The 16,438-nt window shown below is 62.6% G+C and carries 20 protein-coding genes; 7 read left to right on the forward strand and 13 right to left on the reverse strand.

Features of this window, described 5'->3' with window-relative positions; translation table 11 throughout:
- Positions 1–64 precede the first annotated feature (64 nt).
- The 3 genes from mobB to AC1DYO_RS24225 are packed head-to-tail and all read right to left on the reverse strand — an operon-like array spanning position 65 to position 2,125.
- Complete coding sequence (gene mobB, locus AC1DYO_RS24215) at positions 65–568, reverse strand: molybdopterin-guanine dinucleotide biosynthesis protein B (protein ID WP_477266982.1); 504 nt, start codon at positions 566–568, stop codon at positions 65–67.
- A complete protein-coding gene (mobA, locus tag AC1DYO_RS24220; protein ID WP_477266983.1) occupies positions 565–1,197 on the reverse strand; it encodes a molybdenum cofactor guanylyltransferase MobA in 633 nt (210 codons plus the stop codon). Before mobA ends, mobB begins: the two co-directional genes overlap by 4 nt.
- 7 nt (positions 1,198–1,204) lie before the next feature.
- A complete protein-coding gene (locus AC1DYO_RS24225) occupies positions 1,205–2,125 on the reverse strand; it encodes a DMT family transporter (RefSeq protein ID WP_477266984.1) in 921 nt (306 codons plus the stop codon).
- Between AC1DYO_RS24225 and AC1DYO_RS24230 the strand changes: the two genes are divergently transcribed.
- The gene (locus AC1DYO_RS24230; RefSeq protein ID WP_477267139.1) at positions 2,076–2,240 is read left to right on the forward strand and encodes a hypothetical protein; all 165 of its coding nucleotides are present in this window, start codon (positions 2,076–2,078) and stop codon (positions 2,238–2,240) included. The two genes, AC1DYO_RS24225 and AC1DYO_RS24230, sit on opposite strands and share 50 nt — an antisense overlap.
- Positions 2,241–2,355: 115 nt before the next feature.
- Here the strand turns inward: AC1DYO_RS24230 and AC1DYO_RS24235 are convergent, their stop codons facing one another.
- The 3 genes from AC1DYO_RS24235 to moaA all read right to left on the reverse strand — a co-directional run bounded on the left by AC1DYO_RS24235 (position 2,356) and on the right by moaA (position 4,359).
- The gene (locus AC1DYO_RS24235) at positions 2,356–2,712 is read right to left on the reverse strand and encodes a hypothetical protein (protein ID WP_477266985.1); all 357 of its coding nucleotides are present in this window, start codon (positions 2,710–2,712) and stop codon (positions 2,356–2,358) included.
- A 122-nt stretch (positions 2,713–2,834) separates the two neighbouring features.
- Positions 2,835–3,308 carry a hypothetical protein gene (locus tag AC1DYO_RS24240; RefSeq protein WP_477266986.1) on the reverse strand — a complete coding sequence of 158 codons (474 nt, stop codon included), beginning with the start codon at positions 3,306–3,308 and terminating at the stop codon, positions 2,835–2,837.
- A gap of 55 nt (positions 3,309–3,363) precedes the next feature.
- Complete coding sequence (gene moaA, locus AC1DYO_RS24245) at positions 3,364–4,359, reverse strand: GTP 3',8-cyclase MoaA (RefSeq protein WP_477266987.1); 996 nt, start codon at positions 4,357–4,359, stop codon at positions 3,364–3,366.
- 200 nt (positions 4,360–4,559) lie between these two features.
- Between moaA and AC1DYO_RS24250 the strand changes: the two genes are divergently transcribed.
- Both AC1DYO_RS24250 and AC1DYO_RS24255 read left to right on the forward strand, forming a co-directional pair.
- Positions 4,560–4,913, forward strand: a complete 354-nt coding sequence (locus AC1DYO_RS24250) for a gamma-butyrobetaine hydroxylase family protein (RefSeq protein WP_181056992.1) — start codon at positions 4,560–4,562, stop codon at positions 4,911–4,913.
- A gap of 65 nt (positions 4,914–4,978) precedes the next feature.
- Positions 4,979–5,590: a pyridoxamine 5'-phosphate oxidase family protein gene (locus AC1DYO_RS24255; protein WP_477266988.1), complete on the forward strand. Its 612-nt coding sequence runs from the start codon at positions 4,979–4,981 to the stop codon at positions 5,588–5,590.
- Positions 5,591–5,745: 155 nt separating this feature from the next.
- Here AC1DYO_RS24255 and speB read toward each other — a convergent pair whose 3' ends face one another.
- Together speB and AC1DYO_RS24265 are read right to left on the reverse strand one after the other, a co-directional pair.
- Positions 5,746–6,717 carry an agmatinase gene (speB, locus tag AC1DYO_RS24260; protein WP_477266989.1) on the reverse strand — a complete coding sequence of 324 codons (972 nt, stop codon included), beginning with the start codon at positions 6,715–6,717 and terminating at the stop codon, positions 5,746–5,748.
- Positions 6,718–7,090: 373 nt separating this feature from the next.
- Complete coding sequence (locus AC1DYO_RS24265) at positions 7,091–7,543, reverse strand: MarR family winged helix-turn-helix transcriptional regulator (protein ID WP_477266990.1); 453 nt, start codon at positions 7,541–7,543, stop codon at positions 7,091–7,093.
- 48 nt (positions 7,544–7,591) lie between these two features.
- On the opposite strand from AC1DYO_RS24265, the gene AC1DYO_RS24270 reads away from it, so the two are divergent.
- Positions 7,592–8,500 carry an alpha/beta hydrolase gene (locus tag AC1DYO_RS24270; protein WP_477266991.1) on the forward strand — a complete coding sequence of 303 codons (909 nt, stop codon included), beginning with the start codon at positions 7,592–7,594 and terminating at the stop codon, positions 8,498–8,500.
- Positions 8,501–8,521: 21 nt separating this feature from the next.
- Here the strand turns inward: AC1DYO_RS24270 and AC1DYO_RS24275 are convergent, their stop codons facing one another.
- Positions 8,522–8,920 carry a rhodanese-like domain-containing protein gene (locus tag AC1DYO_RS24275; protein ID WP_477266992.1) on the reverse strand — a complete coding sequence of 133 codons (399 nt, stop codon included), beginning with the start codon at positions 8,918–8,920 and terminating at the stop codon, positions 8,522–8,524.
- Between the two features lie 66 nt (positions 8,921–8,986).
- A complete protein-coding gene (locus AC1DYO_RS24280; RefSeq protein WP_477266993.1) occupies positions 8,987–9,595 on the reverse strand; it encodes a TetR/AcrR family transcriptional regulator in 609 nt (202 codons plus the stop codon).
- 100 nt (positions 9,596–9,695) lie between these two features.
- Between AC1DYO_RS24280 and AC1DYO_RS24285 the strand changes: the two genes are divergently transcribed.
- Entirely contained in the window at positions 9,696–10,442 is a 747-nt protein-coding gene (locus tag AC1DYO_RS24285; protein ID WP_477266994.1) for a 3-oxoacyl-ACP reductase family protein, read from the forward strand.
- Between the two features lie 216 nt (positions 10,443–10,658).
- Entirely contained in the window at positions 10,659–12,536 is a 1,878-nt protein-coding gene (locus tag AC1DYO_RS24290) for a L,D-transpeptidase family protein (protein ID WP_477266995.1), read from the forward strand.
- 90 nt (positions 12,537–12,626) lie between these two features.
- Here the strand turns inward: AC1DYO_RS24290 and AC1DYO_RS24295 are convergent, their stop codons facing one another.
- From AC1DYO_RS24295 to AC1DYO_RS24305, 3 genes are all read right to left on the reverse strand, one after another.
- Positions 12,627–13,091 carry a hypothetical protein gene (locus tag AC1DYO_RS24295; protein ID WP_477266996.1) on the reverse strand — a complete coding sequence of 155 codons (465 nt, stop codon included), beginning with the start codon at positions 13,089–13,091 and terminating at the stop codon, positions 12,627–12,629.
- Between the two features lie 94 nt (positions 13,092–13,185).
- Complete coding sequence (locus tag AC1DYO_RS24300; protein ID WP_477266997.1) at positions 13,186–13,926, reverse strand: lysozyme inhibitor LprI family protein; 741 nt, start codon at positions 13,924–13,926, stop codon at positions 13,186–13,188.
- Positions 13,927–14,009: 83 nt separating this feature from the next.
- Complete coding sequence (locus AC1DYO_RS24305; protein WP_477266998.1) at positions 14,010–14,267, reverse strand: PepSY domain-containing protein; 258 nt, start codon at positions 14,265–14,267, stop codon at positions 14,010–14,012.
- A gap of 348 nt (positions 14,268–14,615) precedes the next feature.
- Here AC1DYO_RS24305 and AC1DYO_RS24310 point away from each other — a divergent pair, with 348 nt between their 5' ends.
- On the forward strand, positions 14,616–16,388 hold the full coding sequence (locus tag AC1DYO_RS24310; protein WP_477266999.1) for an adenylate/guanylate cyclase domain-containing protein: 1,773 nt from the start codon (positions 14,616–14,618) through the stop codon (positions 16,386–16,388).
- Positions 16,389–16,438 lie beyond the last annotated feature (50 nt).

Below are 16,438 nucleotides of genomic sequence, written 5' to 3' on the forward strand. Positions count from 1 at the left end.
CTGACGCCGGGTTAGACAATGCAACCGCTGAAGAGAGCGGCTGAACCGGGCTCGGGCAGGGGCCTCAAGGTTTGAGGCCAGTGGCGCGCTCGATGAAGTCGGCTATCCCTCCGGCATCGTCGAGATCGAACACGGGCAGGCTTTCGCCGCTGACCGCGAAGTCGGCGGCAATCGCCACGATATGCCCGTCATTTGCCGACAGCGGTGACCGGTCCTTGGCCTCCAGCCGCCGGGTCTCGATCTTTTTGTGCGCCTCGCGCTTGTAGCCTTCGACCAGCACGATGTCGCATGGCGCCAGCCGCGACAGGATCGTCTCCAGCGTCGGCTCGTCCTCACCGCGCAATTCGTGCATCAGCGCCCAACGTGTGCCCGACACCACAGCGACTTCGGTGGCGCCCGCCTGGCGGTGGCGAAAGGAGTCGGCGCCCGGCTTGTCGATATCGAACTCATGATGGGCATGTTTTACCGTCGACACCGTCCAGCCGCGCCGCACCAATTCGGTGACCAGCTTCTCGGTCAGTGTGGTCTTGCCGGAATTCTTCCAGCCGGTGATGCCGAAGATGTTCATAGCCCGATGCTCTGCAACAGACGCTCGGCCACCGCAAGGTCGTCTGGGGTATTGATGTTGAAGAACGGGTCGATTTGAGCGCCGTCGGCGGCCAGCAACGAAAACTCCACCTCGACACAATCATGGCGCTCTATGAAGGCCGAGACGCGCCTGTTGTCCTCGTCGACCAGGAAATGGCGCAAGGCCTGACGCAGCCCGAGCGGCCACAGCGCGAAGGTCGGGTGCCGCCTGCCGCTGGAACTGGCAACCGCGATCGAGCCCGGCCGACCGGCTGCGGCTGCGGCCAGCCTCGCGACTAGATCGGCCGGCAGAAATGGCGTGTCGCCGGCGGCCGTCACCAATGCCTTGCAGGCGGTGTTTGCTGCCGCCCATTCGAGGCCGGTGAGGATCCCGGCCAGCGGTCCGGCATAGCCTTCCACCGTATCGGCGAGAACTGGAAGTTCGGTCGCCGCAAAGCGTGCAGGATCGCCATTGGCGCTCAGCACCAGCGATCCGACCTGCGGTGCCAGGCGGGCAACGACATGGTCGAGAAGCGGACGGCCGTCAAGGGCGAGCAAGGTCTTGTCACCGCCGCCCATGCGCCGTGACAAGCCTCCGGCCAGGATGATCCCTGCAATGTCTGGTCTCATGGCTGAACTATATGCCGTCCGGCGCCATGTCGGGTCCAGCGCTTTCGGCGGCGGGTTTTTGCCGGCCGACCACCCGTTCACGGTAGAGCGCGTAGAGGCCGGAACCGATGATGATGGCGGAGCCGACGATCATCGGCAGGTCTGGTACATCGCCGAAGATGGTGAGGCCAAGCAGCATCGACCACAACAGCGCGGTGTAGCGGAACGGCGCGATGAAGGAGATGTCGCCGGCCCGCATCGCCATGATGATGAACTGGTAGCCGATCAATACCAGCACCGCTGCCAGGGCCAGCAGCGCCGTGCCTTTGCCCGACATCGGCGTCCAGCCGCCCATCGGCGACAGCAGCACGGCGCCGACAATGGTCATGGCGATTGCGGTCGCCGTCGACACCAGCAAGGTCGGGATAGCCTGCGGGATGCGCTTGGTGGCGAGGTCGCGCACCGCGCAGCAGGCGACGCTGACGAGTGCGTATAGCGAATAGACGCTGAACCCTTCAAAGCCTGGCCGTACGATGATCAGCACGCCGCCGAAGCCGACGGCGATCGCCAGCCAGCGCCGCCAGCCGACACCTTCGCCAAACACGAGAGCCGCGCCCATCGTCACCGCCAGCGGCAGCGCCTGCAGCACCGCCGAGACATTAGCGATCGGCAAATGCGCAAGCGCAACGAGGAAGGCCACGGTGGCGCCGGCCTCGCCGACCACGCGGAGCGCCACCAGCGGCTGCAGCATCGAGGCTGGGCGAGCCAGCGCGCCTTGCTGCCAGGCAAGCAGGCCGACGAGCAGCGACGCAAAGGCGCCGCGCACCAGCATGACCTGCGCCATGTTCATCGATTCCGACGAGAACTTGGTGATGGCGTCGTTGAGGGTGAAGCCGATCATGGCCACCATCATGAACAGCGCACCGCGAATGTTTGGGGAAAGAGGCAAGGGCGTTACCGGTTTTGCAACAGAGCAATTCCAGGAAAAGTGTGAAACGGTTTTCCGTCCGGAATTGCGTGAAAACAAAGAAATAGAGCGGTTCGACGTTTCGGTGAAACGGTGAACCGCTCAAGCCTGTAGCAGCCGGCGGCAAGACAGCAACGTCAAAGAAATAGGCCACGGATTTTCACCCGTGGCCTGCAAAATCTGTCAGAGGGCCAATCCGATGACCGGTGGCCTCATTTCGGCGTCAGCACTTCGGTGCCGCTGCCGTTCTTGCCGGCGATCGTCCACAGACCGTGCAGCGAGCCGTCATCCTCCACCTTGTAGACGACGAGGCCGATTTCCTTGCCCATGACATAGCCGGCGGAGAAGGCATTGTCGTTGCGCATGCAGATGCCATCCGAAGACGACCCGCCCGTCTCCCAGTGGATGGTGCAGGTGGTTTCGCTGGTCAGCGTGATGGTGGCCTCGCCGCCATATTTCGAGCCGTCGAAATTGGTGCCGGCGACGGTGTAGGTACCGCCGATCGACTGTGCTGCCGCCGGCGCGGCGGCAAGGCCAAGCATTGCAAGCGAAAGTAGGAGTGTGCGCATGTCGTATTCCCCCAAATCGAGCGACGAGCCGCTATGTCTAGGAATCTAGGCCCGAACGCGCTTGCGGTAAATCCGCCAGCCGTTTGCGCATAAGACTTTTTCTGGGTTGTGTCCGAAAATGCTCAAGGGCCTTTGAGGCTGCCGGCGATGGCGCCGACAAGCGGATCATATTTCGCTTTCACGGCCGGCGGATAGTCGATCCAGACGGTGCGGATGACGCCGTCCTTGCCGAACAGGCGCCGCTCGTAAAAGATCTTGCCATCCTTCATGCCCGACAGCACCGCCCAGTTCTTGCCGGTCTTGCTGTAGCTGATTTCGTAGCCCGCCTCCTTGCTGGCCTTCTCATCAGTGACAAAGCTTTTGGGGGTGTCGTCACTGACGTTGAAGATGCCGGAGCAGATCAGGCTGGCGCCGTCGGCGCTGAGCCATTGCTGACCATCGCCATTGTCCGGCTCAGGCTGGCGGTCGGTGAAGACCTCGTCAGGAAAGGTGCAGACGGTGCCGAAGCGCGCATTGGTGTAGGTGAACGGCGCGGCGACAGCGCTGCCTGCCGCGATCAATACTACGGCCGCCAAACCAGGAAAAAGACGCTTCATTCGATGCCTCCAGCCAACAATGGGAGACACTTCTTGCACCAAATCGCGGAGAAAATCAGCCGCCAGTGACGCTCATATGCCTAGACACCGAGGGACGGCTGGTGCGGCGGTCGATGATGAAATCATGCCCCTTCGGCTTGCGGCCGATCGCTTCATCGATTGCGGCCGAGACCAGTTCGTTGCCTTCGGACGCACGCAGCGGCGCGCGCAGGTCGGCGGCATCCTCCTGGCCCAGGCACATATAGAGCGTGCCGGTGCAGGTCAGCCGCACGCGGTTGCAGCTTTCGCAGAAATTATGCGTCATCGGCGTGATGAAGCCGAGCCGGCCGCCGGTTTCGGCGACATGGACATAGCGGGCCGGGCCGCCAGTCTTGTAGGGGATGTCGCTCAGCGTGAACTGGCGCTCGAGCGAAGCGCGCAGCAGCGACAGCGGCAGATACTGATCGGTGCGATCGGCGTCGATCTCGCCCATCGGCATGGTTTCGATGACGGTGAGATCCATGCCGCGGCCATGTGCCCAGCGCATCATCTCGGGCAGTTCGGCGTCGTTGAAATCTCGCAGCGCTACCGCATTGAGCTTGACCTTCAGCCCCGCCGCCAGCGCGGCGTCGATGCCTTGCATGACCTTGCTGAGATGGCCCCAGCGGGTGATGGCGTGGAACTTGTCGGCGTCCAGCGTGTCCAGCGAGACGTTGATGCGCTTGACGCCGCAATCGGCGAGCTCGGCGGCAAAGCGCGACAGCTGCGAGCCGTTGGTGGTCAGCGTCAACTCTTCCAGCGCGCCGCTCTTCAGATGCCGCGACAGCTGGCGCACCAGGTGCATGATGTTCTTGCGCACCAGCGGCTCGCCGCCGGTGAGGCGCAGTTTGCGCACGCCCTTTTCGATGAAGACGGTGCAGAGCCGGTCGAGTTCCTCGAGCGACAGCAGATCCTTCTTGGGCAGGAACGCCATGTCCTCGGCCATGCAATAGGTGCAGCGGAAATCGCAGCGGTCGGTGACCGACACGCGCAAGTAGCTGATCGTGCGACCGAAGGGATCGATCATGTCCATGCGTCAAGCGTTTCCAATGGCTGCGAGTGGCGCCGTTATATACAGCTATGTGATACGAACCAACCCACCATTCAAGATAGCCGCTCTTGATCTTTGGTAACATTCCCTGGCCGACATCCGATGTCGGCAGGGTTCAAATGGCCTTTTCGGGCTGCGCGAAGCAGCGTAGGGAAGGGCGGATTGAAGCAGGATCAACGACAATGACGGCGCCGAAGGAACTCAGGGTCTCGAAGGACAGAAAACTGCTGTCCGTTACCTTTCCCGATCATAGCCCGTTCGAACTGCCGGCCGAACTGCTGCGCGTCGCGTCGCCCTCGGCCGAAGTGCAGGGCCATTCACCGGATCAGCGGGTGACCGTGCCCGGCAAGCGCAACGTCGCTATCCTCAAGATCGAACCGGTCGGCAATTATGCCGTGCGCATCACCTTCGACGATTTCCACGACACCGGTATATTCACCTGGAACTATCTGCACACGCTCGGCCACGAAAAGGACGAGCGCTGGAATGCCTATCTCGCGGAACTCCAGGAGAAGGGGCTGAGCCGCGACCGCTAGCGCGCCAGTGTCGTCAAACCGTCATTGATTGGGAGTAGCGCCGGCAAAGGTTCGGAGACGGAAAAATGTCTGAGATCACATCGGTTGAACAACTCGAAGCGCTGTACGGTCTGCCCGGCGAAGCGTCGACGGTCAAGGAACTCGACCATGTCATCCCCGAATATGCCGCCTTCATCGAAGCCTCACCCTTTGTCGCCTTGGCAACGAGCGGGCCGGAGGGGCTCGACTGTTCTCCGCGCGGCGATCTCGCCGGTTTCGTGCGCATCCATGATCCGAAGACGCTGATGATGCCGGACCGGCGCGGCAACAACCGCGCCGATTCGCTCAAAAACATCATCCGGGATCCGCGCGTCGGGCTGCTGTTTCTGGTGCCGGGCTCGGGCACCACGCTGCGCGTCAACGGCCGTGCCCGCATCACCACCGATGCCGCGCTTTGCGCCTCCTTCGCCGTCGAAGGCAAGCCGGCGCGCTCGGTCACCGTGGTCGATGTCGATTCGGTCTATTTCCAGTGCGCCCGCGCCATCGTCCGTTCGGAGCTGTGGAACCCGGCAAAGCACGTCGATCCGAAATCGCTGCCGACACCGGGAAAAATCCTGGAAGTCACCAGCCGCAAGAACATCGACGGCGAGACCTACGACAAGGAATGGCCGGAGCGGGCGAAAAAGTCGATGTGGTGAGCGGCTGCCGGGGCGCTATTGCCCCAACTTGACGAACAGCACCGTCCCCAGTTTGTCACCCACTTGCGCGATGCCAATTGAACCGACCTCGATCAAGGGGCAATCAGCGGGTATGAACGGGACCGCCACCCCGAAGAAGGTAGCGGTCCTTGTTCTCATGGCCGCGACAATCGGGGATAGCTTTGGTCAATGGCGCCCTTCCTGCGGGCGACACGGCATAGCTGCTCATACATGATCGTCGCCGCGTTAAGCGCGGTGATCCCGGCCACGTCGTAGGGAGGGGATACCTCGACGACATCGCAGCCGACGATATCAAGGTCGCCGAGGCAGCGCAGGACGCGCAGCAGCTTGAGCGGCGTTAGGCCGCCGCCGACAGGTGTTCCCGTTCCCGGCGCATAGGCGGGATCAAGGCAGTCTATATCCACTGTCAGATAGCAGGGGCCTTCACCCACAACCTGCCGAATGGTCGCCGCAATGCCCTCGGGAGTGGCGTCGTCGCAGGACACGTTGTCGAGGATGGCAATGCCCATTGGATCATCGACCCATGTGCGGATGCCGACCTGCATCGACCTCGCAGGGTCGATGATGCCCGTCTCCACCGCTGTGCGGAACATCGTGCCATGGTCCATGGCCAACTCGCCGGGAGCCACTTTGGGGTCCTGCCAAGTGTCGGGGTGCGCATCAAACTGAATCAAGGCCAGCTTTCCATGACGCTCAGCCGTCGCCTTCAGCAACGGAAAGGAGATGAAATGGTCCCCACCAAGGCCGAACAGGGTTGCCCCGGTGGCAATCACCTCTGCCGCTGCGGCTTCGATGGTTCCGGGGATTGACCGAGAGTCGCCGTAATGGAGATAGACGTCTCCAACATCGACGGCTTTCACATATTGAAGAGGGTCGAAACCACCGGGATAGCTCGGCAGTTCGGCAAGCTGCCCCGAGGCGCTACGTATAGCGCCCGGCCCCAATCTCGCTCCCGGCCGGTTGGACGTGGCCAGATCGAACGGAACGCCAAGAATGGCAACGTCAGCGCCTTCGGCACTTCCTGCATGGGGAATTCGAAGAAATGTTCGCGCCGTCGTGAAAGTCTGCTCAGACGCAATGATCGATGATGATGTGATACCGGACAAAGGACACCTCTCGCGGGTGTCGTCCGGCCGACACCGATGATGAGTGCCAGATTGGCAGCCTCCGTTTCTCGGCGGTGGAGAAATGGTAGAGAACAGGCTGCCTGTCAACTCAGCTTTGCCTGGTCGTCAATTCTGATCGGTCAACTCGGAGGAGGGAAACCCAATGGCCGCGAAGAAGCTGGGCCTAATGTCCCAACGTCTCCTACCCACCCTTTGCTTGCCTGCGCAATATCTAGCGTAATCCTGTGCGGCGTCAGGGCCGCACAGAGGCACAACGTTGCCAAGCAAAGCCGTGGAAAAATTGCGCAGGTAGGTCGCAACCTCAGACGATACGCAAGAGCATGATCTTGCCGGGACCATGCTCTGGCTCTGCTCAGGTATCCTTCAGCACGTCGTAGATCTTGCGCATCTGTTCGCCGATCATGTCGCACTGTTCCGGTGTCGACTGGCTCATCGCCTTTTCGATCAGCGCCATATGCACCTTCAGCGCCTTCATCAAAAGGTCCGTGCCGGCCTCGGTAAGCGTCAGCCGCAGCACGCGTTTGTCCTTCTCGTCGCCTTCGCGGCGGAGCAGCCCGCGCACCTCGAGCTGTGGCAACAGCATCGTGATGTTGGAGCGGCCGACCAGCAGTTTGCGGGCGAGATCGTGCTGCGACATGCCGGGATGGCGATAGAGGTTCATCAGCACGTCGAGCTGCGCCGGCTTGAGGTCCAGCGGCGCCAGCTTCACCGCCAGCGCGCGCTCTAGCACATGGCAGGCGCGCGCCACCGCGACCCAGTTGCGAAAGCGCGGGTTGTCCCAGGGCAGCTCTTGTTTAATGTTCATGTTTGAACTATTATGTTCATGCTTGAACGGAATGGATGGATCGCCAATATGGCATCATTTGGACTGAAGGTCATCCGGGGCGTGTTCGGCGCCGCCGAGCATGTAGCGCCACGCCTGAGCGGTCGCGCCGCGTTCGAACTGTTCTGCCGCACGCCTAGCGTCAAGGCGCTCAGCGACGGCGAGCGCCGCGCGGTCGACCGTGCCGCCGGCTTCATGGCCGAGGCGCGCCACCACCGGCTGAAGACCAAGACCGGCTGCGTCATGGTGCACGAATTCCGGCCGGAGCCGGGCAGGGCGTCCGCCGGCACGGTACTGGTCATCCATGGCTGGCGCTCGCGCACCGAATATATGCGCGCGCTGATCGAAGGCTTTCGCAATGCCGGCTACCGGGTCGCCTCGCTCGACCTGCCGGGCCACGGCCAGTCGCTGGGGCGTCATCTCAACATGGTCAATGCGGTCGAGGCGGCCAAAGTGGCCAGCGAGTGGTTCGGACCGTTCAAGGCGATCGTCGGCCATTCCTTCGGCGGCGCCGTTGCCGCCAATGCCATTGCCGGGTCTATCAAGGGTATCCAGCCGGTGGCGGCCGAACAGCTGGTGCTGATCGCCGCACCCAGCTCCTTGCCGGCAATCTTCGCCGACTTCAGTCGCATGCTCAATGTCGGCCCACGTTCGCAGGTCTCCATGGCTGATCAGGTGAAAAGACTGTCGGGCCGGCCGCTCAACGAATTCACTGGCGACCGCCAACTGGCCGAGGCGCCGGTGCCGACGCTGGTCATTCACGCGCCCGATGACCGCGAGGTTCCTGCCGACCATGCCAGGCGCTACGCCGGTGCCGGCAGCCATGTGCGGCTGCACTGGGCCGATGGGCTCGGCCATCGCCGCATCCTCGCCGACAAGGGCGTCGTCGAACGAGCCGTGACTTTTGTCGGAAGTGAGCGCGAACCGATCCTGCATTGATCGCGATACTGGCGAAGTGAGCTAGCCCTTCTTCTTGCCGCCAGGCTCGACCGGCAGTCCGGCCGCCTTCCAGGCGGTGTAGCCGCCAAGGATGTGCTTGACCGGCGACAGCCCCATATCCTGCGCTGTCTTGGTGGCCAGCGCGGAGCGCCAGCCGCCGGCGCAGAAGAAGACAAAGCTCTTGCCCGAGGCGAAGAACGGCTTGTGGTAGGGGCTTTCGGGATCGATCCAGAATTCCAGCATGCCGCGGGTGACATGTTTGGCGCCGGGGATCTGGCCGTCCCGTTCCACTTCGCGAGGGTCGCGCAGGTCGACGAAGATTGTACCCTCGTCGTCGAGCAGCCCTGCCGCTTCCTCCGGCGAGACCACCTCGATCTCGGCATTGGCCTCGTCGAGCAACTCGTGATACCCTTTTTTCACGAACAATCCCTCCCGGCCGCGCGGTTTCGCCGCCGACCCGATTTCCAGCACAACATCAGCACTTTGTCACGCCGTTCCGGAAAGCCCCTGCCACGCCGCCATTGCCCCGGCGACGGTCGCCAGAAGTGCTGCGCGCGAGGCGCCGTCGCGGGCCTGGATCGACATGCCGTGCTGGACCGTCGCATAGAAGGTCGCTGCCGCGTCACTGTCGAAGCTAGTCGGTAATTCGCCTTCCGCCACACCGCGTTCCAGCCGTCTCAGCAAGGCTGTGTGGTTTTCGGCGCGGCGGCGGCGCAAATCATCGCAGATCGCGCCGCTGCTTGAATCCTGGTGCAACGCGCCAAGCGCGATGAGACAGCCCCGCGGACGGTCGTTCTGCGAATAGGCTTTTGCCGTCTGGCGCAGGAAATTCTCGATCGCCTGGCATGCCGTCGGCGCCTCGTCCAAGGCGGTCCAGATCTCGGTGCCTTCGTTGCGGGTATAATAATCGGTCGCTTCGAGGAACAGCGCCTCCTTGCTGCCGAAGGCGGCGTAGAGGCTGGGCGAACTGATCGCCATCGCCGCGGTCAGGTCGGTGATCGAGGTGCCTTCATAGCCCTTGGCCCAAAACAGCTCCATCGCCTGCCGCAAGGCGGCGGTTCGATCGAAGGTGCGGGGACGGCCTCTTTCCGGCATGGTGCTCTTTTCTGTGTTGATCGATACATAATTCAGTTGACCGCGCCGGGCAAGGCTGCCAGATATTTATATATCGATCGTTACATAAAAGGAGAATGACATGTCATCGAACGGATTGAACGGCAAAGCAGCGCTCGTCACCGGCGGCAGCCGCGGCATAGGTGCTGCGATTGCCAAGCGGCTTGCGGCCGATGGCGCCGATGTCGCCATCACCTATGTCAACAGCGAGGCGCCGGCGCGCGCGGTCGTTGCCGAGATCATTGCTGCGGGCGGTCGCGCCATCGCCATCCAGGCCGACAATCGCGACGCGGCCGCCATCGAAGGCTCGGTCACCGAGGCCGTGAACGCCTTCGGCCGGCTCGACATCCTCGTCAATAGCGCCGGCATCTGGCGCGCCGCGCCGATCGAGGACCTGTCGCTGGCCGATTTCGATGAGACCATGGAGGTCAATATCAGGGCGCCATTCGTCGCCTCGAAGGCGGCAGCCGCTCACATGGGCGAGGGCGGCCGCATCATTTCGATCGGCAGCAATCTGGCGGAGCGCGTCACCGACACCAGCCTCAGCGCTTATTCGACCAGCAAGGCGGCCCTGGTCGGCCTGACCAAGGCGCTGGCGCGCGACCTCGGTTCACGCGGCATCACCGCCAATGTCGTTCACCCAGGTTCGACCGACACCGATATGAACCCGGCCGGCGGCCCGCACGCCGAACACCAGCGGCAGAAGATGGCGACGCCTCGCTTCGGCAAGGCCGACGAGATCGCCGGCATGGTTGCCTGGCTGGCCGGTCCGGAAGGGCGATTCGTCACCGGTGCGGCGCTGACAATCGACGGTGGCGCCAACGCCTGAAGCAACAGCCCGCTTTGATGATCTGGGGGCGGCGGCGACGCCGCTCCTGGTGTCACGGTGTTGTGAAACCGTTCTGCAACAGGCCCGTCGAAATTTATGGAAGCTTAACGAAATCCGTATGAATCAGTATAGTAGCGCCTTACATCCGCCACGCGGTTGGCACGATCGTCTAGCGGCGCGGAACGGGAGCCGGCTTGCAGCCGGAGCGGGTGATCCATGAAATTCCTAGGAAATAAAGCCACTGTGATGCCGCTTGCGGTTGTGGCAACGCTGGCCTTCGGTGTACCGCAGGCAGGCGCGCAGGGGCTGTTCGATATGCTGTTCGGCGGCGGCGTCAGGCACAATCCGCAGGGCGAGTTCCCGCCGCCGCCAAAGCGCAAGCCGAAGCCCGCCGTATCGGGCGGTGGCACCAAAATCAGCAGCCCGAGCTACTACACCTACAAGGCCGACCGGCTGGTGCGAGTCGATTTCACGGCATTGGTGGCAGCATCCCCTCAGGTGGCAACTGCCGAAGACGCCGCCTTTGTGCCGTCGGCGACAAGCACCGCCTTCCGCGAAGCGGTTGCAGGCCTCAGCGACTACGAACTCTATGCCGAGCCCGACATTGCCAAGGCGCTGATTGCCTATTACTCGGCCAATCCGGACTTCATCTGGGTGAACGAACGCAACCCCAATGCCCGTGCCCAGGATGCGGTGCGGGTGCTTGGCGAAGCGGCAAGCTATGGCCTCGCACCAGCCGACTACTCGGTCGAGGTGCCGGCAGCCAACGCATCGGCGGTCGATGCCGACGCGCATCTGAAGGAACTCGTGCGCTTCGAGATGGCGCTGTCGGCGCGCGTGCTGCGCTATGCCCATGATGCCCAGAGCGGCCGCGTCGATCCCAACCGCATCACCGGCTACTATGAATTCCCGCCGAAGCCGGTCGACATGGAAGGCGTGCTGAAGACGCTGGCCCACACCCAGCAAGTGCGCACCTATCTCGAATCGCGGCATCCGCAGAACGCCGAATATCAGGCGCTGCGCGTCGAGCTGGAATCGCTGCAGGCCAGCGCCGAAAACGAAATCGTCGTCGATCCCAAGCTGTTGCTGAAGCCCGGCGAGACCAGCGCCGAACTGCCGAAATTGCTGACGCTGATTTCGCGCAATCTCGATGACGAGATGGGCGGCGCCTATGGCGAAATCCTGGCCCGGCTCGGTACCAGCGACGTCTATGTTCCCGAGCTGGTTCCGATCATCAAGGCCGTGCAGGTCAAGGCCGGCATGAAGGGCGATGGCGTCATCGGCCCGCGCACCGTCGCCTCGCTCGCCGGCGCGTCCAAGGCCGACAGGCTGCAGAAAGTGCAGGTAGCACTGGAAGAGCTGCGCTGGATGCCGTCCGATCTCGGCAGCCCGCGCGTCTTCATTAACCAGCCCGCCTTCACCGCCAGCTATATCGACAATGGTGAGGAGAAGCTGAAGACCCGCGTCGTCATCGGCCGGACCACCAACCAGACCGCCTTCTTCTTCAAGGAGATCAAGCAGGTCGATTTCCATCCCTATTGGGGCGTGCCGCAGTCGATCATCGTCAATGAGATGCTGCCCAGGCTGCGCGGCGATCCCGGCTATCTCGACCGTGCCGGCTACGAGGTGACCGATTCGCGCGGCAGGCGGGTTCCTTCATCCGCGGTCAATTGGGGCGCCTACGGCGCCAACATTCCCTACAGCGTGCGCCAGCAGCCGAGCGAAGCCAATGCGCTCGGTGAGTTGAAGATCCTGTTCCCCAACAAGCACGCCATCTACATGCACGACACGCCGCAAAAATCGTTCTTCCAGCGCGATATGCGCGCGCTGAGTCACGGCTGTATTCGCCTGCAGGATCCGCGCGGCATGGCGGCGGCGGTGCTCGGCACCTCGGTCGACGACATCGCCGAAAAGCTGAAGCACGGCCATGCGACCGAAGACGTGACACGCAAGATTCCCGTCTACGTCGCGTACTTCACCGCTTGGCCGGACCTGTCCGGCAACGTCGAATATTTCAACGACATCTACGACCGCGACACGCGGCTGATGCAGGCGCTGGACGCGACCGAGGCGGTGCGTTCGCCGTCGAGCTGATCCCACAATGGTTCCTCGCTCATCGAAACGAGGAACCATTCTTATCTCTTTGGTTTCTTTATATTTTAGACGGTCGCGTGTTTCGTGCGATCAGCGTTGGATGAGCGGACGCCGGAAGCCGGCGTCGCGGCCGGCGATCAACCAATAGACCAGGCCCGCGACCAGGCCGGCGGCGGCGATGATGCCGATATCGGCCCAGCGTTGCGTGTCTTCTTCCGCGCCCGGCCAGATCAGGAAAAAGCCGGCCGCGGCGGCGGCAGCACCAAACAGCATGTGGACGAGGAAATTGCGCAGCGCGAAGAACTCGGCGATCAGCGCGAAGATCAGCGTCTGCAGGCCGGTCAGTATGATCGTTAGGAAATAGACGAACATGCCAAGCGGCGGCCACAAAAGCACCACCAGCGGTGTCATTCCCATGGCGCCGAAATAGTCCGGAGCGTTCGGCAAAGCGGCCAGCGCGCAGTAGATCACCACCACTGCGATCAACCCGACCAGAACTGAAACGAAGAAGCCGGCAAGCATCATCAGGATGCGCTTCAAAACGTGCTTTACCATCGCCAATGCACCCCCGTGCCCTGCAACTGTCGCGCGTACTCAGCCATCAAAGGCGTATTGGCGCAAGAGTGCACCCGGCAACGCTTTGCGCTCTTCAGGCGCCGCCGCACATATGTTGCGAATCGGGCAGCACCCATGTGCCCTTTATCGTGAGGTCGACGCCGTAATAGACACGGCCGCGTTCATCGCCCTCCGGGCAATCCCGCGGGATCGATATCAGGCACATCGCGACGGGGTCGCCGACTTTCGAGCTGGCAAGGCCGGGCTCCCGGTCATAGGAGACCCCAGCGCCGCCATTGCTGAACCGCGCCAGACTGCCGGCTTCCGGGCTTGCGGTTTCCAGTGGGTCGTCGCCGAGCCGCGTCGTCAGCGCCGCGATGTGGGTAAAGGCGCATTGCCCGATCGACGAGGGCAGGGGCTGGTCAGCACCGTTGGGATGGCGCGTGGCGATGTCGAGCGCCTTCTTGCCGATCAGCGCGACATTGTAGTCCTGCACCCAGGACGGCGCATTGCCGTAGGTCTGCAGGGCGTTGTTCTGGGCGCTGACGATGCAGGCGGCATCCTGCCCGCAGGCGTTCCTGTCGGCAATCAGCACGCGGGCGATCTTGCGCTTGTCGCCGCCAAAGGCGGGTTCGAAGCCGACAAAAGCCTTGGCCGCCAGTGCATCGATGGCGGATAGTTGCGGATCGGCGCAGATCGCCTTTTCCACCGGCAGGCTGGCTTTGCGGCAGTCGAAGGAAGGTTCGTCGGCACGCGCCGCGTTACCGCAGACCATCGCGCAAGCCAAGGCAATGGCGAGCACGAGCCCGTTGGAAACCCGGCTGGAAGAAAGCATGACCGCCCCCACTTGGCGCACCAGTTTGCCCATCATTCTAGGCAGAAAGTCCGCCGTAAGGAATTGCCGAGGGGGCAGCAGCGTTATTTCGGTTCGGCAGTCACCGGATCGAAGGTGATTTCGACCTTCGCCTTGTCGGCCGTGTAATAGGTGACGGTGTAACCGTCCTTGTCCCAGTCGACCTCCTTCACATAGCGAAAGCCGTCACGCTGCTCGACCTTGGCGATGATTGCCGACAGTTTCTGGGCGTTCGTCGGCGGCAGCGGCCTGTCATCGGCGGCAAAGGCCGTTGAGCCGGCTAGAAGAACAGCAACCCCGGTCGACAAAACAAGTTTTCGCATGATCACCCTCATTTCACGTTGGCATGAACCGCACGTGAAACTCGCTGGAAGGCCAGTTTGTTCCGCCAAGGTTAGCGTCGGGCAGGTTCCGCAAAGCTTTAGATTGGAACGACCATACCCGTGATATTGGCGCTAACCGCTGGCTAACCATGTGCGTTACCACGACCTGCGCCTGGCAGATCGATGGTGGTAGAGCTTTCGCCAAGACCCTGCTAAAGTTCTCGTCCTGGCGGGGTGGCATGGCGCGCCAAACCCGCCGGGATTTCTTCTCTCAGTGCGCGGCGGAATGTTTCAGGAACGGGTCGTCGCCTGTGCTGGACCAGAACCAGAAGGGACCGGGGCTCGAACATGGCTGTACGGAACTACACCCGTCAGCTGGCGACAATCATTTCTATCGATGCCGTCGGGTTTTCACGGCTGATGGGCATCGACGATGAGTCTGCTGTCGCGGCATTTGAGGAGCGGCGCGACATCATCGCCGACAGCTGTGGCACGTTTGGTGGCCGCACGTTTGGCGACGCCGGCGACAGCATCATGGCCGAATTCGGCAACCCGATCGAGGCCCTGCGCGCCGCCTTCGATTTCCAGGGCCGCATCGTCGCCCTCAACGCATCGGCTTCCGACGATATGCGTATGCCGTTTCGCGCCGGCATCAACACAGGCGACGTCATCGTGCGTGGCGGCCGCCTCTACGGCGACGACGTCAACATCGCCGCCCGCATCCAGGAGTTTGCGCCGGGCGACGGTCTCGCCGTTTCGGAGACGACCTGGCACCACGTGAAGGACAAGACGGCGGCCGAATTCACCGATCTCGGCGAATTCATGCTGAAGAACATTGCCCTGCCGGTGCGCGTCCTGATCGCCGGCCGCGGCAGTAACGGATCCTCGCCGGCGGCATCGTTCGCAGCCATCCCCCAGGCCAATGCCCAGCAGAAGCTTTCGTCCAAGGGGCCGCCGGCGATCGCCGTGCTGCCCTTCCATGGCGATGGCGGCGAGCACGACATCGGCTATATGGCTGATGGCATCGCCGAGGACATTATCTACGGTCTTTCCAACACCAAATGGCTTTCGGTCATCGCCAAGGGCTCCAGCTTCCAGTTTCGCGACGATACGCTGGGCACGCGGGTGATCGGCAACGCGCTCGGCGCGCGCTACATCGTCAGCGGCACGCTGATGCGCAATGGCAACCAGATCCGCCTCAACACCTCGCTGGCGGACGCGTCCAACGGACGACAGGTCTGGTCGCAGCGCTTCGATCGCGAGCTGGTCGATATCTTCAACCTGCGCGACCAGATCGGCGCCGAGATCGTTTCGATCCTCGACAAGGAGGTCGATCGGGCGGAACAGGCGCGCACCTTCCAGGTGCCCTGGGAAAGCCTGGAGACCTGGCAGCTGGTGCGGCGCGGACGCTGGCACATGAACCGGCGCACCCGCGGCGACACTGAAACCGCGCTGGAATTCTTCCAGAAGGCCTACCGCGAGGATGCCAATTCAAGCGCTGTGCTCAACGAAATGGCGTGGTGGTATTTCTGGCGTGCATGGCTGCGTTTCGGCGACAGCGACGATTTGAACAAGGTCGAGCAATTCGCCCGCAAGGCGCTGCTGATGGACAGCCTGGATGCGCGCCCGCACGCCCATCTCGGCGCCGTCGATATCATGCGCGGCGAACCGCGATCGGCGGTCGACCATCTCGAGGAAGCGATCCACATCAATCCAAGCTTTGCCTTCGCGCGCTCGGCCATGGGCAGCGCCCAGTTGCTGCTCGGCAATGCCGCGTCAGCGATACCGTTCTTTCTCGACACTGAGCGATTGAGCCCGTTCGACCTCTACCGCTTCCACAATCTGGGGGAATTGACGGCGGCCTACAGTTTCGTCGAGGACTGGCCGGGGGCGATCGCCGCCGCCGACCGCTCGCTCAACCTGTCTCCCGGATATTTCTATGCCAGGTTCCTGAAAATCGGCGCGCTGATGCGAAGCGGCCGGCCGGAACAGGCGCGACGCGAGATGGCGATTTTCGCCACAAGGCATCCCGATTTTTCCGAACAGCGTGTGCGCTGGATACCCTTCACCGACAAGGCCGCGAACGAATTCCTTGTCGCCAATTTCCAACTGGCCAAATGAGCATGGCGCCCAATGCTGGCCGAACACCTGACAACTGTGAAAAAATTCAC

Source organism: Mesorhizobium sp. P2_F5, assembly GCF_056403715.1.